The 18,259-nt window shown below is 66.3% G+C and carries 12 protein-coding genes; 10 read left to right on the top strand and 2 right to left on the bottom strand.

Going from position 1 to position 18,259, the window contains the following annotated elements; translation table 11 throughout:
• Positions 1-41: 41 nt before the first annotated feature.
• On the bottom strand, positions 42-2,522 hold the full coding sequence (locus RH91_RS12985; protein WP_232283496.1) for a TonB-dependent receptor: 2,481 nt from the start codon (positions 2,520-2,522) through the stop codon (positions 42-44).
• A 339-nt stretch (positions 2,523-2,861) separates the two neighbouring features.
• On the opposite strand from RH91_RS12985, the gene RH91_RS12990 reads away from it, so the two are divergent.
• The 5 genes from RH91_RS12990 to RH91_RS13010 all read left to right on the top strand — a co-directional run bounded on the left by RH91_RS12990 (position 2,862) and on the right by RH91_RS13010 (position 9,685).
• Positions 2,862-5,699, top strand: coding sequence for a PAS domain-containing hybrid sensor histidine kinase/response regulator (locus RH91_RS12990; protein ID WP_029623843.1), 2,838 nt, complete (start codon positions 2,862-2,864; stop codon positions 5,697-5,699).
• Positions 5,700-5,794: 95 nt separating this feature from the next.
• Positions 5,795-6,679, top strand: coding sequence for a ubiquinol oxidase subunit II (locus tag RH91_RS12995; RefSeq protein ID WP_010163238.1), 885 nt, complete (start codon positions 5,795-5,797; stop codon positions 6,677-6,679).
• The gene (locus tag RH91_RS13000) at positions 6,676-8,763 is read left to right on the top strand and encodes a cbb3-type cytochrome c oxidase subunit I (protein ID WP_010163239.1); all 2,088 of its coding nucleotides are present in this window, start codon (positions 6,676-6,678) and stop codon (positions 8,761-8,763) included. Before RH91_RS12995 ends, RH91_RS13000 begins: the two co-directional genes overlap by 4 nt.
• On the top strand, positions 8,760-9,371 hold the full coding sequence (locus tag RH91_RS13005; protein WP_051116691.1) for a cytochrome c oxidase subunit 3: 612 nt from the start codon (positions 8,760-8,762) through the stop codon (positions 9,369-9,371). The genes RH91_RS13000 and RH91_RS13005 overlap by 4 nt, the downstream gene beginning before the upstream one ends.
• Positions 9,368-9,685: a cytochrome o ubiquinol oxidase subunit IV gene (locus tag RH91_RS13010; protein WP_010163241.1), complete on the top strand. Its 318-nt coding sequence runs from the start codon at positions 9,368-9,370 to the stop codon at positions 9,683-9,685. Before RH91_RS13005 ends, RH91_RS13010 begins: the two co-directional genes overlap by 4 nt.
• Positions 9,686-9,854: 169 nt before the next feature.
• On the opposite strand, the gene RH91_RS13015 is transcribed toward RH91_RS13010, so the two are convergent.
• Positions 9,855-10,676, bottom strand: coding sequence for a flagellin (locus tag RH91_RS13015; protein ID WP_026046539.1), 822 nt, complete (start codon positions 10,674-10,676; stop codon positions 9,855-9,857).
• 245 nt (positions 10,677-10,921) lie between these two features.
• Between RH91_RS13015 and RH91_RS13020 the strand changes: the two genes are divergently transcribed.
• The 5 genes from RH91_RS13020 (at position 10,922) to RH91_RS13040 (ending at position 18,254) form a co-directional block, all read left to right on the top strand.
• Positions 10,922-11,347 (top strand): flagellar biosynthesis repressor FlbT, encoded by a 426-nt coding sequence (locus RH91_RS13020; protein ID WP_010163245.1) that lies wholly within the window; start codon positions 10,922-10,924, stop codon positions 11,345-11,347.
• An 87-nt stretch (positions 11,348-11,434) separates the two neighbouring features.
• Entirely contained in the window at positions 11,435-14,218 is a 2,784-nt protein-coding gene (locus tag RH91_RS13025; protein WP_010163247.1) for a hypothetical protein, read from the top strand.
• Positions 14,219-14,555: 337 nt separating this feature from the next.
• Positions 14,556-16,076: a hypothetical protein gene (locus RH91_RS22415; protein ID WP_010163248.1), complete on the top strand. Its 1,521-nt coding sequence runs from the start codon at positions 14,556-14,558 to the stop codon at positions 16,074-16,076.
• Between the two features lie 10 nt (positions 16,077-16,086).
• The gene (locus RH91_RS13035; protein WP_010163249.1) at positions 16,087-17,568 is read left to right on the top strand and encodes a class I SAM-dependent methyltransferase; all 1,482 of its coding nucleotides are present in this window, start codon (positions 16,087-16,089) and stop codon (positions 17,566-17,568) included.
• 20 nt (positions 17,569-17,588) lie between these two features.
• Positions 17,589-18,254 (top strand): hypothetical protein, encoded by a 666-nt coding sequence (locus RH91_RS13040; protein ID WP_010163250.1) that lies wholly within the window; start codon positions 17,589-17,591, stop codon positions 18,252-18,254.
• Positions 18,255-18,259: the final 5 nt, after the last annotated feature.

The raw sequence follows: 18,259 nt of genomic DNA on the forward strand, positions 1-18,259 counted from the left end.
GCCTTCGCCGGGGAAGCAAGAGTAGTTCAGTCTCGACCGCCCTAGAAGCTGACCTTCCCGCGCAGGCCGATCGTGCGCGGCCGCGCGACCGTCACGCGGCTACCCGCCTGATAGACCTGATAATAGGTCGCCCTCGCGATGTCGGTCACGCGGACGCCGTTGGCGAGGTTGTTGCCGTATACGCCGAACTCGAACTGGCCGATGTTGTACGTCACCGCAGCGCTCAGATTGTGCGTCTCGGGGATCGTCGCGAAGCTCTGGTTCAACCCGTTGCGGGTCAGCACGCCGTTGGTGATGACCGTGCTGAACTGGTTGAAGTTGGTGTTCTGCGACGACTGATATTGATAGCCGGTCTGGACGTGCAGCGCGCCATCGCCGACCGGACGATCGTAGAACAGCTGAAGATTGCCGGTCCAGCGCGGGTAATAGGGCGTCCGGTCGCCGTCGAACGCGCCGACGGTCGGGATGTCGCCATTCGCCTTCGAATCATTGTACGACCCGCTCGCCGAGAGGGTGATCTCGGGTGTCGCCTTGACCATCGTCTCGAGCTCGACGCCCTTGCTGGTCACGCGGCCCTTGTTGTCGGTAAAGAAGTACGAGCAGTCGAGCCGCAGCCGGGTCTGCACGTCGCGCCAGTCGATGTAATAGGCGCTGGCGTTGAGCGTCACGCGACCGCCAGCGAACTTCGCCTTTTCGCCGATCGTGTAGTTCCACAGCTTGTCCGGCCCGAAGGTGAGCGGCGCGGCGCTATAGCCATAGCCGCCAAGCTGGCGCGTGCATTGCTGCGCTATCGTCCCGCCGGTCGCGGGGAAGCTCGTCGCAAGCGGTACCGGCTGGTTGCCGCCGCCATAGCGGAAGCCCTTCGCGGCTTCGGCATAGACCATGAAGTCGGGGTCGACATGGTAGGAGATGTTCGCGCGCGGATTGACGCCGTTCGACTTGAGCGTCGCATTGGTCGTCAGCGGCGTGTTGTCAATGACTCCGTAGACGCCGCTTTCGAACAGATAGTATCGTTCCTTGAAGTTGAAGTAGCGCAAGCCCGCGGTCAGATCGAGCTTGTCGGTCGCGTGCCACGTCCCGTCGGCATAAGCGGCGAACTGATGCTCGTTGGTATTTTGCAAGCCGGAGAAGATGTCGTTCGGCTGGAAGGCGGCGTCGACGGTCTGCGAATTGTAGAGACCATTCGGCGTCTTGTAAGGGCCATAGAAGAAATTCTGGTAGGACAGCGTGTCGAACCCGGCGACCGGGATATCCTGTCGCAGGTTGCGCTTCTGCTTCTCGTAGAATGCGCCGACCGTCCACGTCACCGGGCCGCCCGGCTTGGACACCAGCCGCCCTTCGATCATGTAGTCCTTAATCTTCTGGTCGATCTGGTACAGTTCGGCCGGAATCTGACGCGCGAGCGTGTCGCTGTACGCGGTGGGTGCCTCGAACAGCGGATAGGTGTTGGTCTTCGGCGTCAGTGCCGACCCATAATCCTGGAAGAAATAGCCGATCTGCGGTTCTAGGCTCGCATCGAAGCCGATCGCGCGGTCGGTATAGGCGCCCGTCACGATGACGTGGGCGAACCCGGCGTCATAGTCGGCCCCCAGCGTGTAGAGCCGGAAGCGGTCGTCGGTGCCTTCGGGGCCGTTGGTCAGCACGGTATAGTTCTTGAGGCCATCGAACGCCGAGTTGAGGCCGTTGGCGATGCTGCGCTCGTAGGTGATCGAGGCGTCGACGGTCAGCGCGGCGTCCGGCGTCCAGCGCAACGCGGCGCGCCCTTGATAAGTGCTGTTGCGGTTCGCGTCCTTCTTGTTGCGCAGCCCGATATTGTCGATGAACCCGCCATCGCGCCCGACATAGAAATTGGTGCGCAGCGCCAGCGTGTCCGCAACCAGCGGCAGGTTGAGCATCCCGCGGAAATTGAACCCGGGCTCGCCATGTTCGGTGAACACCACGCCCGCCTCGGCGGTGCCGAACGCCTTGGTGAGGCTTGGTTTTGCGGTGACGAAGCGGATCGTCCCCGCCATCGATCCCGCACCGAACAACGTCCCCTGCGGCCCGCGCAAAATCTCGACGCGCTCGAGATCATAGACCTTGAGATCGGGGGTCTGGCCCTGCACCGAGATCGGCGTATCGTCGAGATACACGGCGACCAGCGAGCGGTCCGACGTATCCGACGTGCGATACGGCCCGGTCGCGAGCCCGCGCATGTTGAACTTGTTGAACCCCGGCGCGCCTTCGGTGATCGCCAGTGAGGGCGTGAACTTGGCGAGATCCGAGAGGTTGCCCTGGCCCGACTTGGTGATCTGGTCGACGTTCACCACCGACACGGCGATCGGCACGTTCTGCAGCGATTGCGCGCCCGAGCGGTTGGCGGTGACGACGATGTCGGTCAGTTCGGAACTCGGCGTGGCGGCGCCATCGGCGGGCGGCGCGGATTGGGCGTGCACGCTCGTGGACGCGATCAGCGCCGCAAATGCGGCGGACCCGAACCAGCGTGCGCCGGACAGATATGGCTTGGTACGCAGTGACGTCATCTTACCCCCCAAGGTCGATTGATAGTCGCCGACATGCCGGGGGCCGTGGTGATGGCGCGCATTTTGCGCGTCGCACATCGTGGCGAGCACCCGGTGATCATGAAGGCTGGATGAATTCCGTTAGGCCGTGAAACACAATATTGACATGCCCATATGCTATTTTGCGATCCTGGCGATATGGTTTGATGCTCGCCTGTCACAAATATTGCGGGCTGTTCCGTCTGCGCGATCGTCACTCTGCGTGATGCCAGCGTGACGCGTTCAAATGATTTCGCTACCAACGCGCTTCTTTCCAATAGCCGCAGGGGTGCAGGAAGCGGTGACGAGTCGCGATCGACGATGAGAACGGAAGATGCCGCGAGCGCACGCCGCGGCGCCCGACAGGAGCCGCTGCCGGCACCCCTCGAGGCTTTGGCCGAGCGGGTCGACTGGACCGATACGCCGCTCGGTGCGGTCAGCGGATGGTCGCAAGCGCTCCGGACGACCGTGTTGCTGATGCTCGACTCGCGCCAGGCCATGTGCCTGTGCTGGGGGCCGGGTCTGACCTTGCTGTACAACGACGCCTACGCACCGTTCCTGGGGCAGAGGCATCCCGCCGCGCTTGGACGTCCGATGGCCGACGTCTGGTCCGACGTCTGGAATGACATTGCGCCCTTGATCGACCGGGCGCTCGCGGGCGAGGCGGTGTGGTTCGAGGAGTTTCACCTCGTCATGCACCGCAACGGCTATCCCGAAGAGACGTGGTGGAATTTCTGCTACAGCCCGGCGCGCGACGATGACGGGCGGATCGTCGGCATGCTCAACGTGGCAAGCGACGCCACCCCGGCAGTACTGGCGAAGGGCGAGGCGGTGGCCGAGCGCGAACGCCAGCGTCGCATGCTGCAGCAGATGCCGGGCTTCGCTGCGATGCTATCCGGCCCGGAGCATCGCTTCAGTTATGTCAACGACGCCTATGTCGACCTGTCCGGTCCGCACGATTTCATCGGGCGGACTGTTGGCGAGCTGTACTCCAGCCTAGCTGACCGGCGGATCATCGGGTTGCTCGATGACGTCTATCGCACTGGGACGCCCTTTTCCGAGCGCGCGATGGTGGTCAGGTTCGATCGCGTCGGCGGCGAACGCTTCATCGATATCCTGTTCGAACCGATCCGCGACGACGCGAATGCGGTGACCGGGATCTTCATCGGGGGCTACGACGTCACCGACCGGGTCCGGGCCGAGATCGAGCAGCGCGAGAGCGAGCAACGCTACCGCACGCTGTTCGAGGCGATTGATTCGGGGTTCTGCATCATCGAGCTGCGGTTCGACGCGGCGGATCACCCGGTCGATTATCGGATCGTCGAGGCGAATTCGGCATTCGAACGCCAGACCGGGTTGATCGGCGCGTCGGGCCGCTGGATCAGCGAGCTTGCGCCCGGTCTCGAGCCATATTGGTTCGAGGCGTACGGTCAGGTCGCGCGGACCGGCGAGCCGGTCCAATTCGAAAGCGAAGCCAGCGTATTCGGCCGCTGGTACGAGGTGCACGCCTATCGCAGTGGCGCGCTCGAACAGAATCGCGTGGCGGTGCTGTTCAACGATATCACCGATCGTCGGCGGGCGGACCTAGCGCTGCGCGAACTCAACGAGACGCTCGAGACCCGGGTCGAGGAGCGGACCGCCGAGCGCAACGTGCTCGCCAAGATCGTCGAGAGTACCGACGTGATGATCCTGGTCAGCGACCTCGACTACAATGTCATGGCGATCAACCGCGCCAATGCGGACGAGTTCGAACGGATCTACGGCGTGCGCCCCGTGGTCGGCGACAACATGCTCGATCTCCTGTCGCACCTTCCCGAAGAACAGGCGGTCGTCCGTTCGACCTGGGGGCGCGGCCTGCAGGGCGAGGAAATCACGGTGGTGACCCAGCACGGCGCCACAGACCGCGACCGGCCCTGGTATGAGGTCAAGTTCCGCACGCTCCGCGATGCGCAGGGCGCGCCTGTCGGATGCTACCAGTTCGTCACCGACGTGACACAGCGCATCCGCGATCAGCAGCGGTTGAGCGAGGCCGAAGACGCCCTCCGACAAAGTCAGAAGATGGAGGCGATGGGCCAGCTGACCGGCGGCGTCGCGCACGATTTCAACAATCTGCTGACGCCGATCGTCGGGTCGCTCGACCTGTTGATCCGTCGCGGGATCGGCGGCGAGCGCGAGCAACGGTTGATCGACGGCGCGCTCCAGTCGGCCGAACGCGCCAAGACGTTGGTCCAGCGGTTGCTGGCCTTCGCGCGGCGCCAACCGTTGCACCCCGTGCCGGTCGATGTCGGTGCGTTGATCGACGGAATGTCGGGGCTGATCGAAAGCACGCTCGGCCCCGCGATCGACGTTCGTACGGCGCTTGCGCGGGGTCTGCCGCCGGCGCGCGCGGATGCCAACCAGCTCGAGATGGCGCTGCTCAATCTCGCGGTCAACGCGCGAGACGCGATGCCGGACGGGGGGACGTTGCGGCTGATCGCCGAGCAGGAAGCAGTCGGCCCGGATCATCCGACCGCGCTTTCCCCGGGGGCCTATATCCGGGTGTCGATCGTGGACTCGGGGCAGGGGATGGACGCTGCGACGCGGACCCGCGCGATCGAGCCGTTCTTTTCGACCAAGGGGATCGGCAAGGGAACCGGGCTTGGCCTGTCGATGGTGCATGGGCTGGCGGCGCAGCTCGGCGGCGCGCTGACGATCGAGAGTGCGCTTGGAGCCGGCACGACGATCGAACTCTGGCTGCCGGTGAGCGCGGTCGCGCCGCCCGAAGAAGCGTCGGTGCCGTCTGTCGAGGTGCGGCCTGCGAGCACATCGCCAGCACGCGTCCTGCTGGTCGACGACGAACCCCTCGTGCGGCTGAGCACGAGCAATATGCTCGCCGAGCTTGGCTATACGGTCACCGAGGCCGGGTCGGCGGAGGACGCCCTGGTGCTGTTGTCCGACGATGCTTCTTACGGCGTCGTCGTCACCGATCATCTGATGCCCGGCATGACCGGGGCCGAACTTGCCCGGACGGTCCGGACCCGGTGGCCCGCGCTCCCGGTTCTGCTCGTGTCGGGTTATGCCGATCTGGACGATGTCGCGTCCGACCTGACGCGACTGGCCAAGCCGTTTCGTGGCGCAGAACTCGCGGTCGCTCTCTCTCAGGTCATGACTCAGACATAAAACCTTACAATCCGTCGACATCTCCCCCGCGATGGCGCTAGAGGACCGCGTCTTTGCCGGGCGCGTCGTCCGGCGGCGAGGGAATTGCGTAGAGGATGATCCGCCGGGAACAGGTCCGGATGCCGGGGGCGGCGCGGCTCGCGGCGCTGCCGCTCGCGTTCGCGCTGTGCGGGTGCAGCGCGCTCGAGCACGGTTTCCTCAATGCGGCGGGGCCGGTCGCGGCGGATGAGCGGCATCTGTTCATCATCGTGTCGATCGTACTGCTGTTCGTCGCGGGGCCGGTGCTGCTGCTGACGCCGTTGTTCGCGTGGCATTACCGGCTCGGCAATGCGGCGGACTCGTACAAGCCCAAATGGAATTTCTCTTGGTGGGTCGAGGGGTTGATCTGGATCCCGCCGACCGGAATCGTGATCGGTCTCGCGGTCCTGCTGTGGACCTGGACTCACGTCGACGATCCCTATCGCAAGCTCGCCGGCGGCCCGCCGATCGAGGTCGAGGCGATCGCGCTCGATTGGAAGTGGGTGTTTATCTATCCCGACGAAGGTGTGGCGACGGTCAACCAGCTCGCGATCCCGGTCGGTCGTCCGGTGCATATCCGGCTGACCAGCGGCACCGTGATGCAGTCGCTGCTGATCCCGCAGCTTGCCGGGCAGATCTACGCGATGGCGGGGATGACGACCGAGCTCAACGTCGCGGCATCGCGGCCCGGGCAATACCTTGGACAGAACACGCAATATAACGGTGCCGGTTTCGCGCGGCAGAAGTTCACGGTGCTCGCGCTGCGCGGCAACGGGTATCAGGCTTGGCTCGGGCGGATGCGCGCCGCGCCGCAGATCCTCGACCAGACCGTCTGGCACGCCCTGTCGCAGCGCGCGGTCGCGCCCAGGCCGTTGTTCTTCGGGGCGGTCCAGCCGGGCATGTTCCAGCGCGTTCTGGCGCAGACCAGCGGAATGCCGATGAAGCCGAAGGACGCACGATGAACACCCCCGTCTGGCCGCTCCTGCTCGGGCGGTTCGCCTGGCGCGACCTGCCATTCGTCCGCGCGTTCGAGAACCCGAGCGCGAGCGAACTGGTCGGCGCCTTTGCCGGCGGGCTTGTCGTCGTCGGCGCGATCGTGCTTGCGCTGCTGCTGACGCGCTATGGCAAGTGGCGGTATCTGTGGTCGGAATGGCTCACCAGCCTCGATCACAAGAAGATCGGCATCATGTACATCGCGCTCGCCTTCGTGATGCTGTCGCGGGCGCTGGTCGAGGCGGTGCTGATGCGCGGGCAGCAGGCGGTCGCGATCAACAATCCGGGCTTCCTCACCCCCGACCATTTCGGCGAGCTGTTCAGCACGCACGGGTCGATCATGATCTTCTTCATGGCGATGCCGTTCCTGACCGGTCTCATAAACTTCGTCATGCCGCTCCAGATCGGCGCGCGCGACATGGCATTTCCCTGGGCCAATTCGGTTGCCTTGTGGCTGACCGGCGGGGGGGCGGGGCTGATGATGGCGTCGCTCGTCGTCGGGCAGTTCTCGACCGGGGGGTGGACGGGCTATCCGCCGTATACCGAGACTGCGTTCAGCCCCGATGTCGGGCCGGACTACTGGATCTGGGCGGTGTCGCTCGGGTCGATCGGCTCTACGATGGCGGGGATCAACATCGCGTGCACGCTCTACAAGAAGCGCGCGCCGGGGATGAAGTGGATGCGGCTCCCGCTGTTCTGCTGGACCAGCCTGTGCACCGCGATCCTGATGATCTTCGCAATGCCGCCGCTGACGGTGGCAACCGCGCTGCTCGCGCTCGACCGGTATCTCGGGTTCCATCTGTTCACCAACGATCTCGGCGGGAACATGATGAACTACGCCAACCTCTTCTGGCTGTTCGGACATCCCGAGGTCTACATCCTGATCCTCCCCGCGTTCGGGGTCTATTCCGAGGTCGTCTCGACCTTCTCGACCAAGGACCTGTACGGCTACACCTCGCTGGTGCTGGCGACGATGGCGATCGCGGTGCTGAGCTTCACCGTCTGGGTCCACCACTTCTTCACGATGGGGCAAAGCGCCAATCTGAACGCGGTGTTCGGGATCGCGACGATGACGATTGGCGTGCCGACGGGGGTCAAGATCTACGACTGGATCTGGACGATGTTTCGCGGCGAGGTCCGCTTCACCGTGCCGATGCTCTATGCGCTCGCTTTCATGATGACCTTCGTGCTCGGCGGGTTCACGGGCATCCTGCTGGCGATGCCGCCGCTCGACTATCTGGTGCATAATACGCTGTTCCTCGTCGCGCATTTCCACAACATGCTGATCCCGGGGCTGCTCTACGGGATGCTCGCGGGCTACCATTACTGGTTCCCCAAGGCGTTCGGCTTCCGGCTGGACGAGCGCTGGGGGCGGATCGCGTTCGGCTGCTGGGTGCTGGGCTTTTACCTCGCGTTCATGCCGCTCTACGTCCTCGGCGCGAGCGGGATGGCGCGGCGGACGCACGAGATTTTCGATCCTGCGTTCCGGCCGTGGCTGTATGTCGCGATGGCGGGCGCAGGCGTGCTGTTCTGCGCGCTCGGGTCGCTCGCGGTGCAGCTCGTCGTCAGCATCCGCGACCGCGAGTTCACGCGCGTCTATGCAGGCGACCCGTGGGACGGGCGCTCGCTCGAATGGTCGATCGCGGCACCGCCGCCGGAGTATAATTTTGCGCGGCTGCCGCAGGTCGGCCAGCAGGATGAATTCTACAACCGCAAGCACGACGAGGGGCTCGATCCCCCATATGCCGAACCCTATGGGTATGAGGACATCGTCATTCCCCGCAACAGCGCGACCGGGGTCGCGATCGGGGTGTTCGCGGCAGTCTCGGCGTTCGGGCTGATCTGGCATATCTGGTGGCTTGCGGTGCTCGCGGCGATGGTCACGGTCGCGGCGCTGGTCGTCCGCAGTTTCGGGCGGAACCAGCATCGCGTACTGCATGCGGTGGAAGTCGCCCGCGAGGACCGCCGCTGGCGCGCTGCGCTCGCGGAGGCGCGGGCCGTGCCGCGCCAGCGCGAGATGACGCGCGACAATCAGGGGCTGGCGGACCGATGAGCGAGCGTACGATGCCGGCCGCCGACCGCCCCGACGCGGAGGAGGACGAAGAAGACACCGCTTTGTTCGGCTTCTGGATGTTCCTGATGAGCGACGCGGTGATCTTCGCGTTGCTGTTCGCGACCTATGGCACGATGACCGCCGCCACCGCCGGCGGGCCGACCGCGGCGAGCGAGTTCAAGCTGCTCCCGACCTTCGTCGAGACGCTGCTGCTGTTGACCAGCAGCGCGACCTTCGGGCGTGCGTCGGTCGCGATGAAATATGGCGAGCCGCGCCGCGTGCTGTTCGGGTGGCTGGTCGCGACGCTCGGGCTCGGGCTCGTCTTCCTCGCGCTCGAGCTCAAGGATTTCGCGGAGATGTTCGCGCATCACGCCTGGCCGATGCGAAGCGGGTTCCTCTCGGCGTTCTTCGCGCTGGTGCCGCTGCACGGGCTCCACGTCGCGATCGGCTGCTTCTGGCTGGTGGTGATGATCCTGCAACTCGGGTTCATTGGGCTCGATCAGCGCGTGAAGCTCAACCTGATGCGGCTGGGGCTGTTCTGGCATTTCCTCGACGTGGTGTGGATCGCGATCTTCTCGATCGTCTATCTGGGGGGACGGATCGCATGACCGACAAACAGGCGAGCGAACGGCGGACCGAGCTGCGCAACTATGCGGTCGGCTATGCGCTCGCGCTCGTGCTCACCTGCGCGGCGTTCGGAATGGTGGTGTGGCCGTCGTTCGGGGCTGCGACGACGTTCGGCGTCGTGCTCGCGCTCGCGCTCGTCCAGGCGATCGTCCACTTCCGCTGCTTCCTGCACATCACGATGCAGCGCGCGTCGCGGCACGATCTCCAGTTGATCCTGTTCTCCACGCTGATCATCGTGATGATGGTCGGCGGGACGTTCGTCGTGCTGCTCAACCTGCGCGGGCGGATGATGTAGCCGCGCGCGTCGCCCGAACGAACGAAGCGACAGGGGCCGACACGGTCAAGGGAGCGTCCGTATCGACCCCTGTCGTAACGCCGGTGCCTAGAGGGGGGCTGGCACCGACGATCCTTTAGCACCCGTGCGACGCCGGCGACGGTCATCCCGCCGCCGCCGGCGCTTCACCTTAGCGAAACAGCGAGGTGATGCTCTGCGGTGCCTGGTTGGCGATCGACAGCGCCTGCACGCCAAGCTGCTGCTTGACCTGCAACGCCTGCAGGTTCGCCGATTCCTTCGACAGATCCGCATCGACGAGGTTGCCGATGCCGCTGGTGATCACGTCCGACAGGCTGTTCACGAAGCTCGACTGACCGTCGATCTTGCGCGATGCCGAACCCAGCGTGCTGAGGCTCGAGTTGATCGTCGTCGAGACGTCCTTCAGCGTGTCGACCATCGTCTTGGCCGTTGCGGCGTCCGTGAACGTGGAGCCGATTGCCGTGACGACACCCGTGTCGAAGTCCTGGTTCGCGACATCGAGCGTTGCTGCGCTGGTGTCGGTGGACTGCAGCGCGCTGACGCTGCCACCGCTGCCCTTCAGCAGGTTGGTGCCGTTGAAGCTGGACGAGTCGATGATCGACTGGATCTGCTGCTTCAGCGCGTCGAAGTCCTTACCCATCGCATCGCGGCTGTTGGTGTCGAGACCCGCGTCCGATGCCGACGTGGCCTTTGCGGCCATCTGGTTGACCAGATCGGAAATCTGCTGCGTCCCCGCAACCGCCACGTCGACCGTGCTCTTGGCGCGGCTCAGCGACGACCCGACCGATGCGAGCTTGCCGACATCGCCGCGCAGCGTCTGCGCGATGGTGTAGGAAGCCGAATCGTCCTTGGTCGAGGAGACCTTGAGGCCGGTGCTGATCCGCTTCTGGGTCGAGGCGAGCTCGGTGCTCGTCATGCTCAGATTCTGCAGCGCGGTGAGAGCGGCGGTGTTGGTATTGACCGACATAACCATGATGTACATTCCTTCTCAAACAACGGCTGCTTCTGCAGCCGGGGCCAGAGCGCTGGCCCGCGCGATGCTCCGCGATTGGCGGGGCATGCTGCATTTGTAGAAACGCGCCTCGCGGGGCGGTTTCGGGTGGCGAACTTTTTCACGGTTAAGGCATCGCAAACGTCGCATGCGGCAAAATTTGCCGGGTGCCGACCGGTTGGCGCTTGCACGATCTACGATGGCCACAGGTGCAAGGGAGAGACACGGTGGCGCTCAAGATCTGGTTGCGGGACGGGGAGAAGGTCGTCGTCAACGGCGCGGTGCTGGTCGCGCTCGGGCGGACCCGGCTGGCGATCGAGAATCACGCGGCGGTGCTGCGCGAAAGCGAGATCATGGGGCCGGACGAGGCCAATACCCCGGCCCGGCGGCTCTATTTCGCGGCGATGATGGCCTATGTCGAGGAGAGCGCGCGCGAACGCTATCAGGATCAGGTCGTCTTGCTGCTTCATGCGTTGCTCGGCGCGATCGAAGCGGACGAGGCCAAGGCGCTGTGCGTCGCTTTCGCGCGGCATATCGCAGCGGGGGATTTCTACCGGGCGCTCGGGATTTGCCGCGAGCTGATCGCTTACGAGGCAGTCGCGCTGGCGCGGGATCCGGCGGCAGTGGCGGAGCGGGTGGAGGCGACGCACTGAATAAAGCGCCCGTCGGCGACCGGACACCCGGCGCGCGCGCTACGATGGGATCTGACCCAGAAGGGTCGTGATCCGGAGTGACATGCGATGGCCGCGGATATCTCCAATGGCCTGGCCGGCCTGAGCCTCCTGGCGGGGAAGAACGCGTTTGCCCTTTACGGTCCGACCGCGACGACCGCGCCCGCGAGCGAAACCAACGCGCAGCGCCGCGCGCACGCGCAGTTCAAGACGCCGGCCACCACCGCCCCCTGGACGCAGGCGCGCGTGCCGTCGCCCTCGGTCGCCGCAGTCCAGGCGATGGTATCCGTCATCGACACGCACGCCGCAACCGGGGCGCTGCCGCACGACGTGCAGACCGATTTTACCACCTACAAGGCGCTCGACCGGCTCCGCGTGCTTGCACAGGCTGCGGCAAATAGCGGCGCGAGCGACGCGCAGCGCACCCTCTATCAGGACAGTTTCGGGCGCGGCCTCAAGGACTTGCAGGCGTATCTGGGATCGACAGCCGGCGCCCAGTTGCAACTTGCCTTCGACCAGCCGCGCACCCGGGCGGAAAGCGTTGCGATCGGTGGGCCGCCAGTTCTCCCCGCGATCGTCGGGAAGGGCGTCGTCGCCGACCGCGCCGCTGCGCTGCCCGGTGTCGCGGGGACCGAGCGGTTCCGCATCACGCTGGCGCAGCGGGACCATCAGGACGTCGTCGAGGTCGACCTGTCGCAAGCGCCGCAACCGCCGACGCTCGACGGCATCGCCACCGCGATCACCAGTGCGATCGCCGCCATTCCGGCGCGCGACGCGGATGGTGCGGTGAAACTCGACGCATCGGGCAATCCGGTTCCGCAGTGGGACGTCAAGGTTCACGCGTCCAAGACCGGGGACGCCTGGGGCCTGACAATCGACCGAACCGGGAACGAGCGGATCACGATCGATCAGCCGGGCGCGCCTTCGACACTTGTCGTTGCGGCAGATATGACCGGAGCCAGCGCGGCGACCAAGGTCCAGATGCTGCGCTTCGACGCGCCGGATGGCGCGATCGCGCAGCGGCTCGACGGCACGATCGCGGCGGTCGACCGGGGGGCAAGCGCGACCGCTGCCCTGCGTCCGACCCCGGTCGTCAAACCCGTGCCGGGGAAACCGCGCCCGGTAGCACCACCACCGCCGGTGATTGCCGCGGCGACCACCGCCAGCGCGGTCGTGGTCGATCCGCAGGGCGCGACCTATGTCCTCGGGACGACGCGCGGGGATCTCGGCAGTGTGCTGTCGAACGGCACCGACATGCTGTTCGTCACCAAGCGCGACAGCGGCGGGATTGTCTTGTGGCAACGTGGGCTGGGCACCGCCGACGCGTCCCAGGGTGCCGCGCTTGCGCTCGCGCCGGATGGCGGGATCGTCGTGGCGGGGACGGTGGCGGATCCCGCGGGGGGGAGCGCGATGACGGTCGCGCGCTTTGCCTCCAACGGCGATCAACAGATGTCCCAGCAGCTGCGCGCCGGGTCGTTCGACAGCGCGCGCGCGGTCGCGGTGGCCGCGGACGGGACGATCTTCCTCGGCGGTCGCACGTCGCGCGATGGCGGCGATGGGTATCTCGCGCGGCTCGATTCGAACGGCACGCTCGCGCAGTACCGGACGCTCGACAGCGGCGGCGACGATTCGGTCACCGCGCTCGCGGTCGATCCAGCGGGGCAGCTCGTTGCGCTCAGCCAGCAGGGCGAGGCCAGCGTGGTGCAGCGGTTCGACGGCCCATCGCTCGAACCGCAGGGCGGGACCGTCCGGCTTGGCACGGCGCAGGGCAGCGCTTTGGCGATCGGTGCGGACGGGCTGATCGCGGTCGGCGGAGCGACCCTGGGCGCGGTCGGCGGCGATCAGGTCAACGCGCCCGTCGGCGGGCGCGACGGCTTCCTTGCGCGGATCAGTGCCGATTTGGGCAGCGTCTCCACGACGTATCTCGCCACCACGGGGGACGACCGGGTCGATAGCCTCGGATTCCTTGGCGACACGCTGTACGTCGGCGGGCGGACCAGCGGTACGTTGGGCACGACGCAACGCGGGCCGGTCGACGGCTTCATCGGACGGATCGATACCGCGACGGGGACGGTATCGGCGGTCGAACAGTTCGGCGCGGTTGGGACCCACGTCGGTGCGGTCCGCGTCGCGGCTGCGCCGAACGGGGATACGGTGCTGGACGCGCTCGGGCTCAGCCGCGGGCTGATCACGCCCGACGTCTCCGCGAACCTCGTCACGCAAACGAGCGTCAAGGTTGGCGATAGCGTCTCGATCCGCATCAATCGCGGCGCGGCGATCAAGCTGACGATCGGGCCGAACGACACGGTCGCGTCGCTCGCCAGTCGGCTGAGCCTGCTCACCGGGGGCAAGGCGACCGTCGCGAGCACGATCAAGGGCGATGGCCGCGCGTTCCAGATCACCGCGCGGGGCGGCGCGACGATCGAACTGATCGCGGGGCCGCCCGGGCAGGACGCGCTCGCCAAGCTCGGGATCGACGCGCAGATCCTGTCGCAGCCGCCGGTCCGCCCGGCCGGCGCACCCAAGGTGTCGCCCGGCGGTCGGTTCGGGCTCGGGCTGTCGACCAGCCTGTCGCTCGCGACTGCGCAAGATGCCGGGATCGCGCTCAATGCGGTGACGCAGGCGATGTCCGTCACGCAGACCGGCTATCGATCGCTTTATTGGGATTCGACCAAGGCGGCGCTTGCGAACGGCGGTACGAGTGCGGGCGCGACAAGCAAGGCGGCGGTGGCGCGCGCGTCGGCGCAGGCGGCGAGTTACCAGGCGGCGCTCGACCGGATCGGAAGCGTGTCGCTTACGACTACGACGCAGAAACCGGACCTGACGCTAACGGTGTTCGGCCAAAGGTACTGACCGGAACGGCACACGGGCTGCGCTCGTCGGCAGGGGACCGATCGATCGCACCCGCTTTGGTTGCACTATCCGTTGCCGCGTCGGCGGCCCGCGCCGTGTGCAAGTGCCGGAGAAACCGCGCTCCGGTCGCAGGCGCACCGCGTGTTCGTTGACCGAACCGGTCGATTTCGCACCTGCGATGAAGCGCCGGTCCGCGAGAAGATCGCTTATGGTTGCGTCGTTCGTGGCATTGCCATCGCGTCCGCCGCATTGATTGCCCCGGGAAACGGGATGGCCCGCGCGACCGTCGACAGACGACGGACAGGCGCGTCGGGTCGGTTCGATCGGGGGATGGTCCATGGAGCGCGAAGCGGATTCTGTCGTCGATATGCCGAAGTTGAGCGAGGACGGCGCGGTGTACCGGAACGACCGGGGGGTCATCGCCGAGAATTATTACGACCTGCAGGGCCTTGCCGTCCTCGATGGAATCCGGGCCCAACACCCGCTGCCGACGGCGTCCAGCGCCAGCCTCGCGCGGAGCCTGTTCCAGTCGGTCGAGATCGCGCTGCTCAACCTCAACGACCTGATCGAACGCGCCAGTGTCGACCTGCATCAGGGCAATCTCGATGGCGCGGTGGTCAAACTTTTCTGGGCGAAGGGGTTCCACCGCCTTGTCAATCAGCTCGGGCTGCTGCCGGCGCGATTGAACGGCGCGCTCGGCAGCAGTGCGGCGCGCGGCGTGCTGAAGCTGTCGGACTCGCCCGCGTTCCAGACGTATCTGACGACGCTTCGACTGTTCGATGCGGAGGTGATCGCGGCGATCGAGGACGGACGGATCGACGCCCATGGGGTCATCGCCGAACGGTCGCTGGAAAGCGCGCCATACAATTTCCTCCATCTCCTGCGCGTCTGCAATCAGGAGGCGATGTCTTGGGAAGCGAGCCTCGCCACGGTGCAGGTCGATGCGACGGTCGGCTCCTACAGCGACTTCGTCGTCTCCTCGAGCATCCGCGACTGCGTGTACGAGCGGGTGTTGCAGGGCGACACCTATTTCACCCAGTTTCGCGGGCTTCACCAGATCCCCGAGACGCTCGGCGACGAGGCGAACGACCGCTGCGAGGCGGCGATCCTCGACATTCGGCGCGGCGATCTCGCCAGCGCGCTGGAACGGCTGCAAACGGTCGTGACGCTGATCGATACGATGACTGCGGCGGTGCCGCCGATGGCGGATCACCTGTCGACCACCGATTATCATGCCATCCGCGAGAACCTCGGGCTCACCAGCGGCAGCCATTCGGTCGGGCTGCATTACCACATGTTCAATGACCTGTATCAGCAGTTGAGCGCGGAGATCGCCGGCCTGCTGGGGGATGGCGACGCGGGGGAGGCGGCATTCGCGGAGCGGATCGCCGAGGTGCGGCGGCAGCGTTTCGCCCAACCCCGCGCCTGGCTGATTCACCAGCTGATCGACGAAGCGCTCAAGATGCAGGCGCTGATCTTCCACTGGCGCAGTTCGCATCTCCATCTGCCGCGCAACAATCTGGGGGGTGACATGACCAAGTCGCTGACCGGGTCGCCGGAAGCGATCAAGGCGGTGCGCCACATGATGGTTTCTGCGCGCAACAAGGACCCGATGAAGGCGCTGGCGCGCGGACGCGGCCTTTCCGGTAGCGCCGCCGGAACGCCGGTCGCGACGCCGCTGACGCACTATGTCGAATCCGCCGAATCGCTCGATCGGGTTTTGCTCGCGCGAACCGGGGAGGCGACCCAGGCGCGGTTCGAGGACGTCCAGAAGCGGCTGGGCTTTTTTGCCAATCGCTGTCCGTTCCGGGCACCGCCGCGCCGGATGGCCGGCGCGACGGTCCCGGCGGCCGAGTGAGGTGGCGGCAATGGCGACCACCGACATGACCCAAGCCGCGGCTCCCGGACTGCGCCATTTCGGCGTCGCTGCGGCCTTGCTCGACGGCTATGCGGCGCTCGACACGATCGCCAGCGGGCTGGACGCGTTCCGGCACCGGCAGCAGTCGACGATGCGGGAGCCGATCCGCATCGATTCACCCCGTCTGTGCCTGCTGACTTACGGCGCGGCACTGGGTGCGGTGCGGCAGCGGTTCTGGACGACGACCTATCTGTCGTCGGGCTTCTGGGGCGGTGCCGATGCCGAGGTACTCGACTGGAACCGCGACGTCGCGAGGGCACTCGCCGCGAACGGGGAGGCGGTCCGCCGGTTGTTCCTGCTCCCGCGTTCTCCGGAGGCGGAAATCCGCCGGTGGCGCGACGATTACGTCCTGCTGCGCAAATATGGCGACGATGCCGGTGCGCGCGCGCTCGACGAACGGCTGGATACGCTGATCGCGACGGTCGATGCGCTGATTGCGCTGGGGTGCGATGTCCGGATCGCGCACGACACGGCGCAAAGCCACCGGGCCTTGCCGAGCGCCTGGGCGATCGATGGCAGCGACGCCGAGATCGCGATCTATGACGACTGGCGGTTCGACATCTTTCGTGGCGGCAGCAGCGGCACCGTCCGCTCGGTCGATATCCATACCCCCGCCCTGTGCGATTTCGCGGCCTCGTTCGAGCAGGCGAGCGGGTATTTCGACGACGTGTGGAAGACGGCGACAGCCGCGGCCGACTTCCTGCAGCGGGTCCGTGCAGGACTGGATGCGGCGGCGGCGCGGATCGAATATCATCCGCTGTGGCTGGCGCGCTACGATCATGACCTGAGCGAAGCCGACGAACGGCTGAAGCGCGCGGAGTTCGCCGCGGTCGAGCGGACGCTGCACGCACGCGGCACCTGGGGGACGATCGGTCGCATCCTCGACGTCGGAACCTGTACCGCGCGCTACCCGATCGCGTTGCGCGCAGCGGTCCGCGCAGACGGCGATATCCTTGGGGTCGATTATGACTGGGACGCGGTCCGCTTCGCGCGGCACAATGTGCGCGAAACCTGCGGCGGCGATGCGCGAATCCGGATCGAACACGCCGACTTCTGCGCCGAGGCGTTCCGCTTCGACGGACCGTTCGACGTCATCACCTGCATGCTCGGCACCTTCATGCACTTCGAGCGCGATCCGCGCGGCATGGCGAGCGGGGATGACCTGCAACGCGCGCTCGAGCGGTTTCGCGGGCTGCTGGCGCCGGATGGCGTCCTGTTCTTCACGATCTGGACCGAGACCGCGCGACGGGCGCGCGACCTGCTCAGCATCTATTCGGACGAGGACATGCGCAAGCTGTCAGGCTGGGACGGAACGGCCGTCGAGCTGGATGCCCGTCTCGCGGCTGCGGGGCTCGACCATGCCGAGGCGATCTCGATCGATGACCGGATGCTGCTCTACTGCTGCCGGCCCGCCCAGAAACGGTTCAATTGACGCGACAGAGGAAGCGGACAATGCCCCAGCCCGAGCAGAAAGAGCCACGACCGACCAAAAGCGGCGCGCCTGCGGCCGGAGACCCGGCGGCGGATTCGCCCCCGACCCCCGCGCTTGCGGCCGAGGTGCCCGATACCGATCAGCGATCGGGTCGAGATGCCGGGAGCGTCGCAACCCCGAAGACGTTCGACGCCGAGATCGCGGACGCAGCGGAGGCGTGTCGTCGTACGATCCAGGCGGCGTGGGAAACCGCAACGCGGGAGGGATCGCGCAAGACCTTGCAGGGAGATATCGGACGTCAGCAGATCACGCTGGCGACCCAGCACAAATGCATCAATGCGCAGCAGAATTGGTCGACGTCGGTCCATGGCGTCGATCCGGGGTCGCAGACCGCGGCGGAAACGCTGGTCGGTGCGGCGGAACGCTTTCACGACGCGATCAACGATGCGGTCCGCGACGGACACGAGCAGTGGCAGCGGGCCTGGCAGGAGCAGCAGGAAGCGCTCCAGCAGGCGCGAACGGCGTATCATTCCGCGGTAGAGCAGGCGGCGGTCGCCTATCTCGATCGGCTGAAGGCGTTGTGGCGGATCGTCGACCCGGCGCAGATGTGCGCCAGCGCCGTGGCGCGGCTGGCCGCGGCGACGGTTGGCGCGGCGCAGGCCGTCGCCGCGCTGGTGCGCTCGTGATCCGA

Source organism: Sphingomonas sp. PAMC 26617 (genome assembly GCF_000242835.1).
GTDB lineage: Bacteria > Pseudomonadota > Alphaproteobacteria > Sphingomonadales > Sphingomonadaceae > Sphingomonas.

Excerpts from the sequence above, each read along its gene's own strand:
- RH91_RS12990 (WP_029623843.1), top strand. The coding sequence starts at position 2,862 with ATGAGAACGGAAGATGCCGCGAGCGCACGCCGCGGCGCCCGACAGGAG.
- RH91_RS22415 (WP_010163248.1), top strand. The coding sequence starts at position 14,556 with ATGGAGCGCGAAGCGGATTCTGTCGTCGATATGCCGAAGTTGAGCGAG.
- RH91_RS13035 (WP_010163249.1), top strand. The coding sequence starts at position 16,087 with ATGGCGACCACCGACATGACCCAAGCCGCGGCTCCCGGACTGCGCCAT.
- RH91_RS12995 (WP_010163238.1), top strand. The coding sequence starts at position 5,795 with ATGATCCGCCGGGAACAGGTCCGGATGCCGGGGGCGGCGCGGCTCGCG.
- RH91_RS13015 (WP_026046539.1), bottom strand. The coding sequence starts at position 10,676 with ATGGTTATGTCGGTCAATACCAACACCGCCGCTCTCACCGCGCTGCAG.
- RH91_RS13010 (WP_010163241.1), top strand. The coding sequence starts at position 9,368 with ATGACCGACAAACAGGCGAGCGAACGGCGGACCGAGCTGCGCAACTAT.
- RH91_RS12985 (WP_232283496.1), bottom strand. The coding sequence starts at position 2,522 with ATGACGTCACTGCGTACCAAGCCATATCTGTCCGGCGCACGCTGGTTC.
- RH91_RS13040 (WP_010163250.1), top strand. The coding sequence starts at position 17,589 with ATGCCCCAGCCCGAGCAGAAAGAGCCACGACCGACCAAAAGCGGCGCG.
- RH91_RS13005 (WP_051116691.1), top strand. The coding sequence starts at position 8,760 with ATGAGCGAGCGTACGATGCCGGCCGCCGACCGCCCCGACGCGGAGGAG.
- RH91_RS13000 (WP_010163239.1), top strand. The coding sequence starts at position 6,676 with ATGAACACCCCCGTCTGGCCGCTCCTGCTCGGGCGGTTCGCCTGGCGC.
- RH91_RS13025 (WP_010163247.1), top strand. The coding sequence starts at position 11,435 with ATGGCCGCGGATATCTCCAATGGCCTGGCCGGCCTGAGCCTCCTGGCG.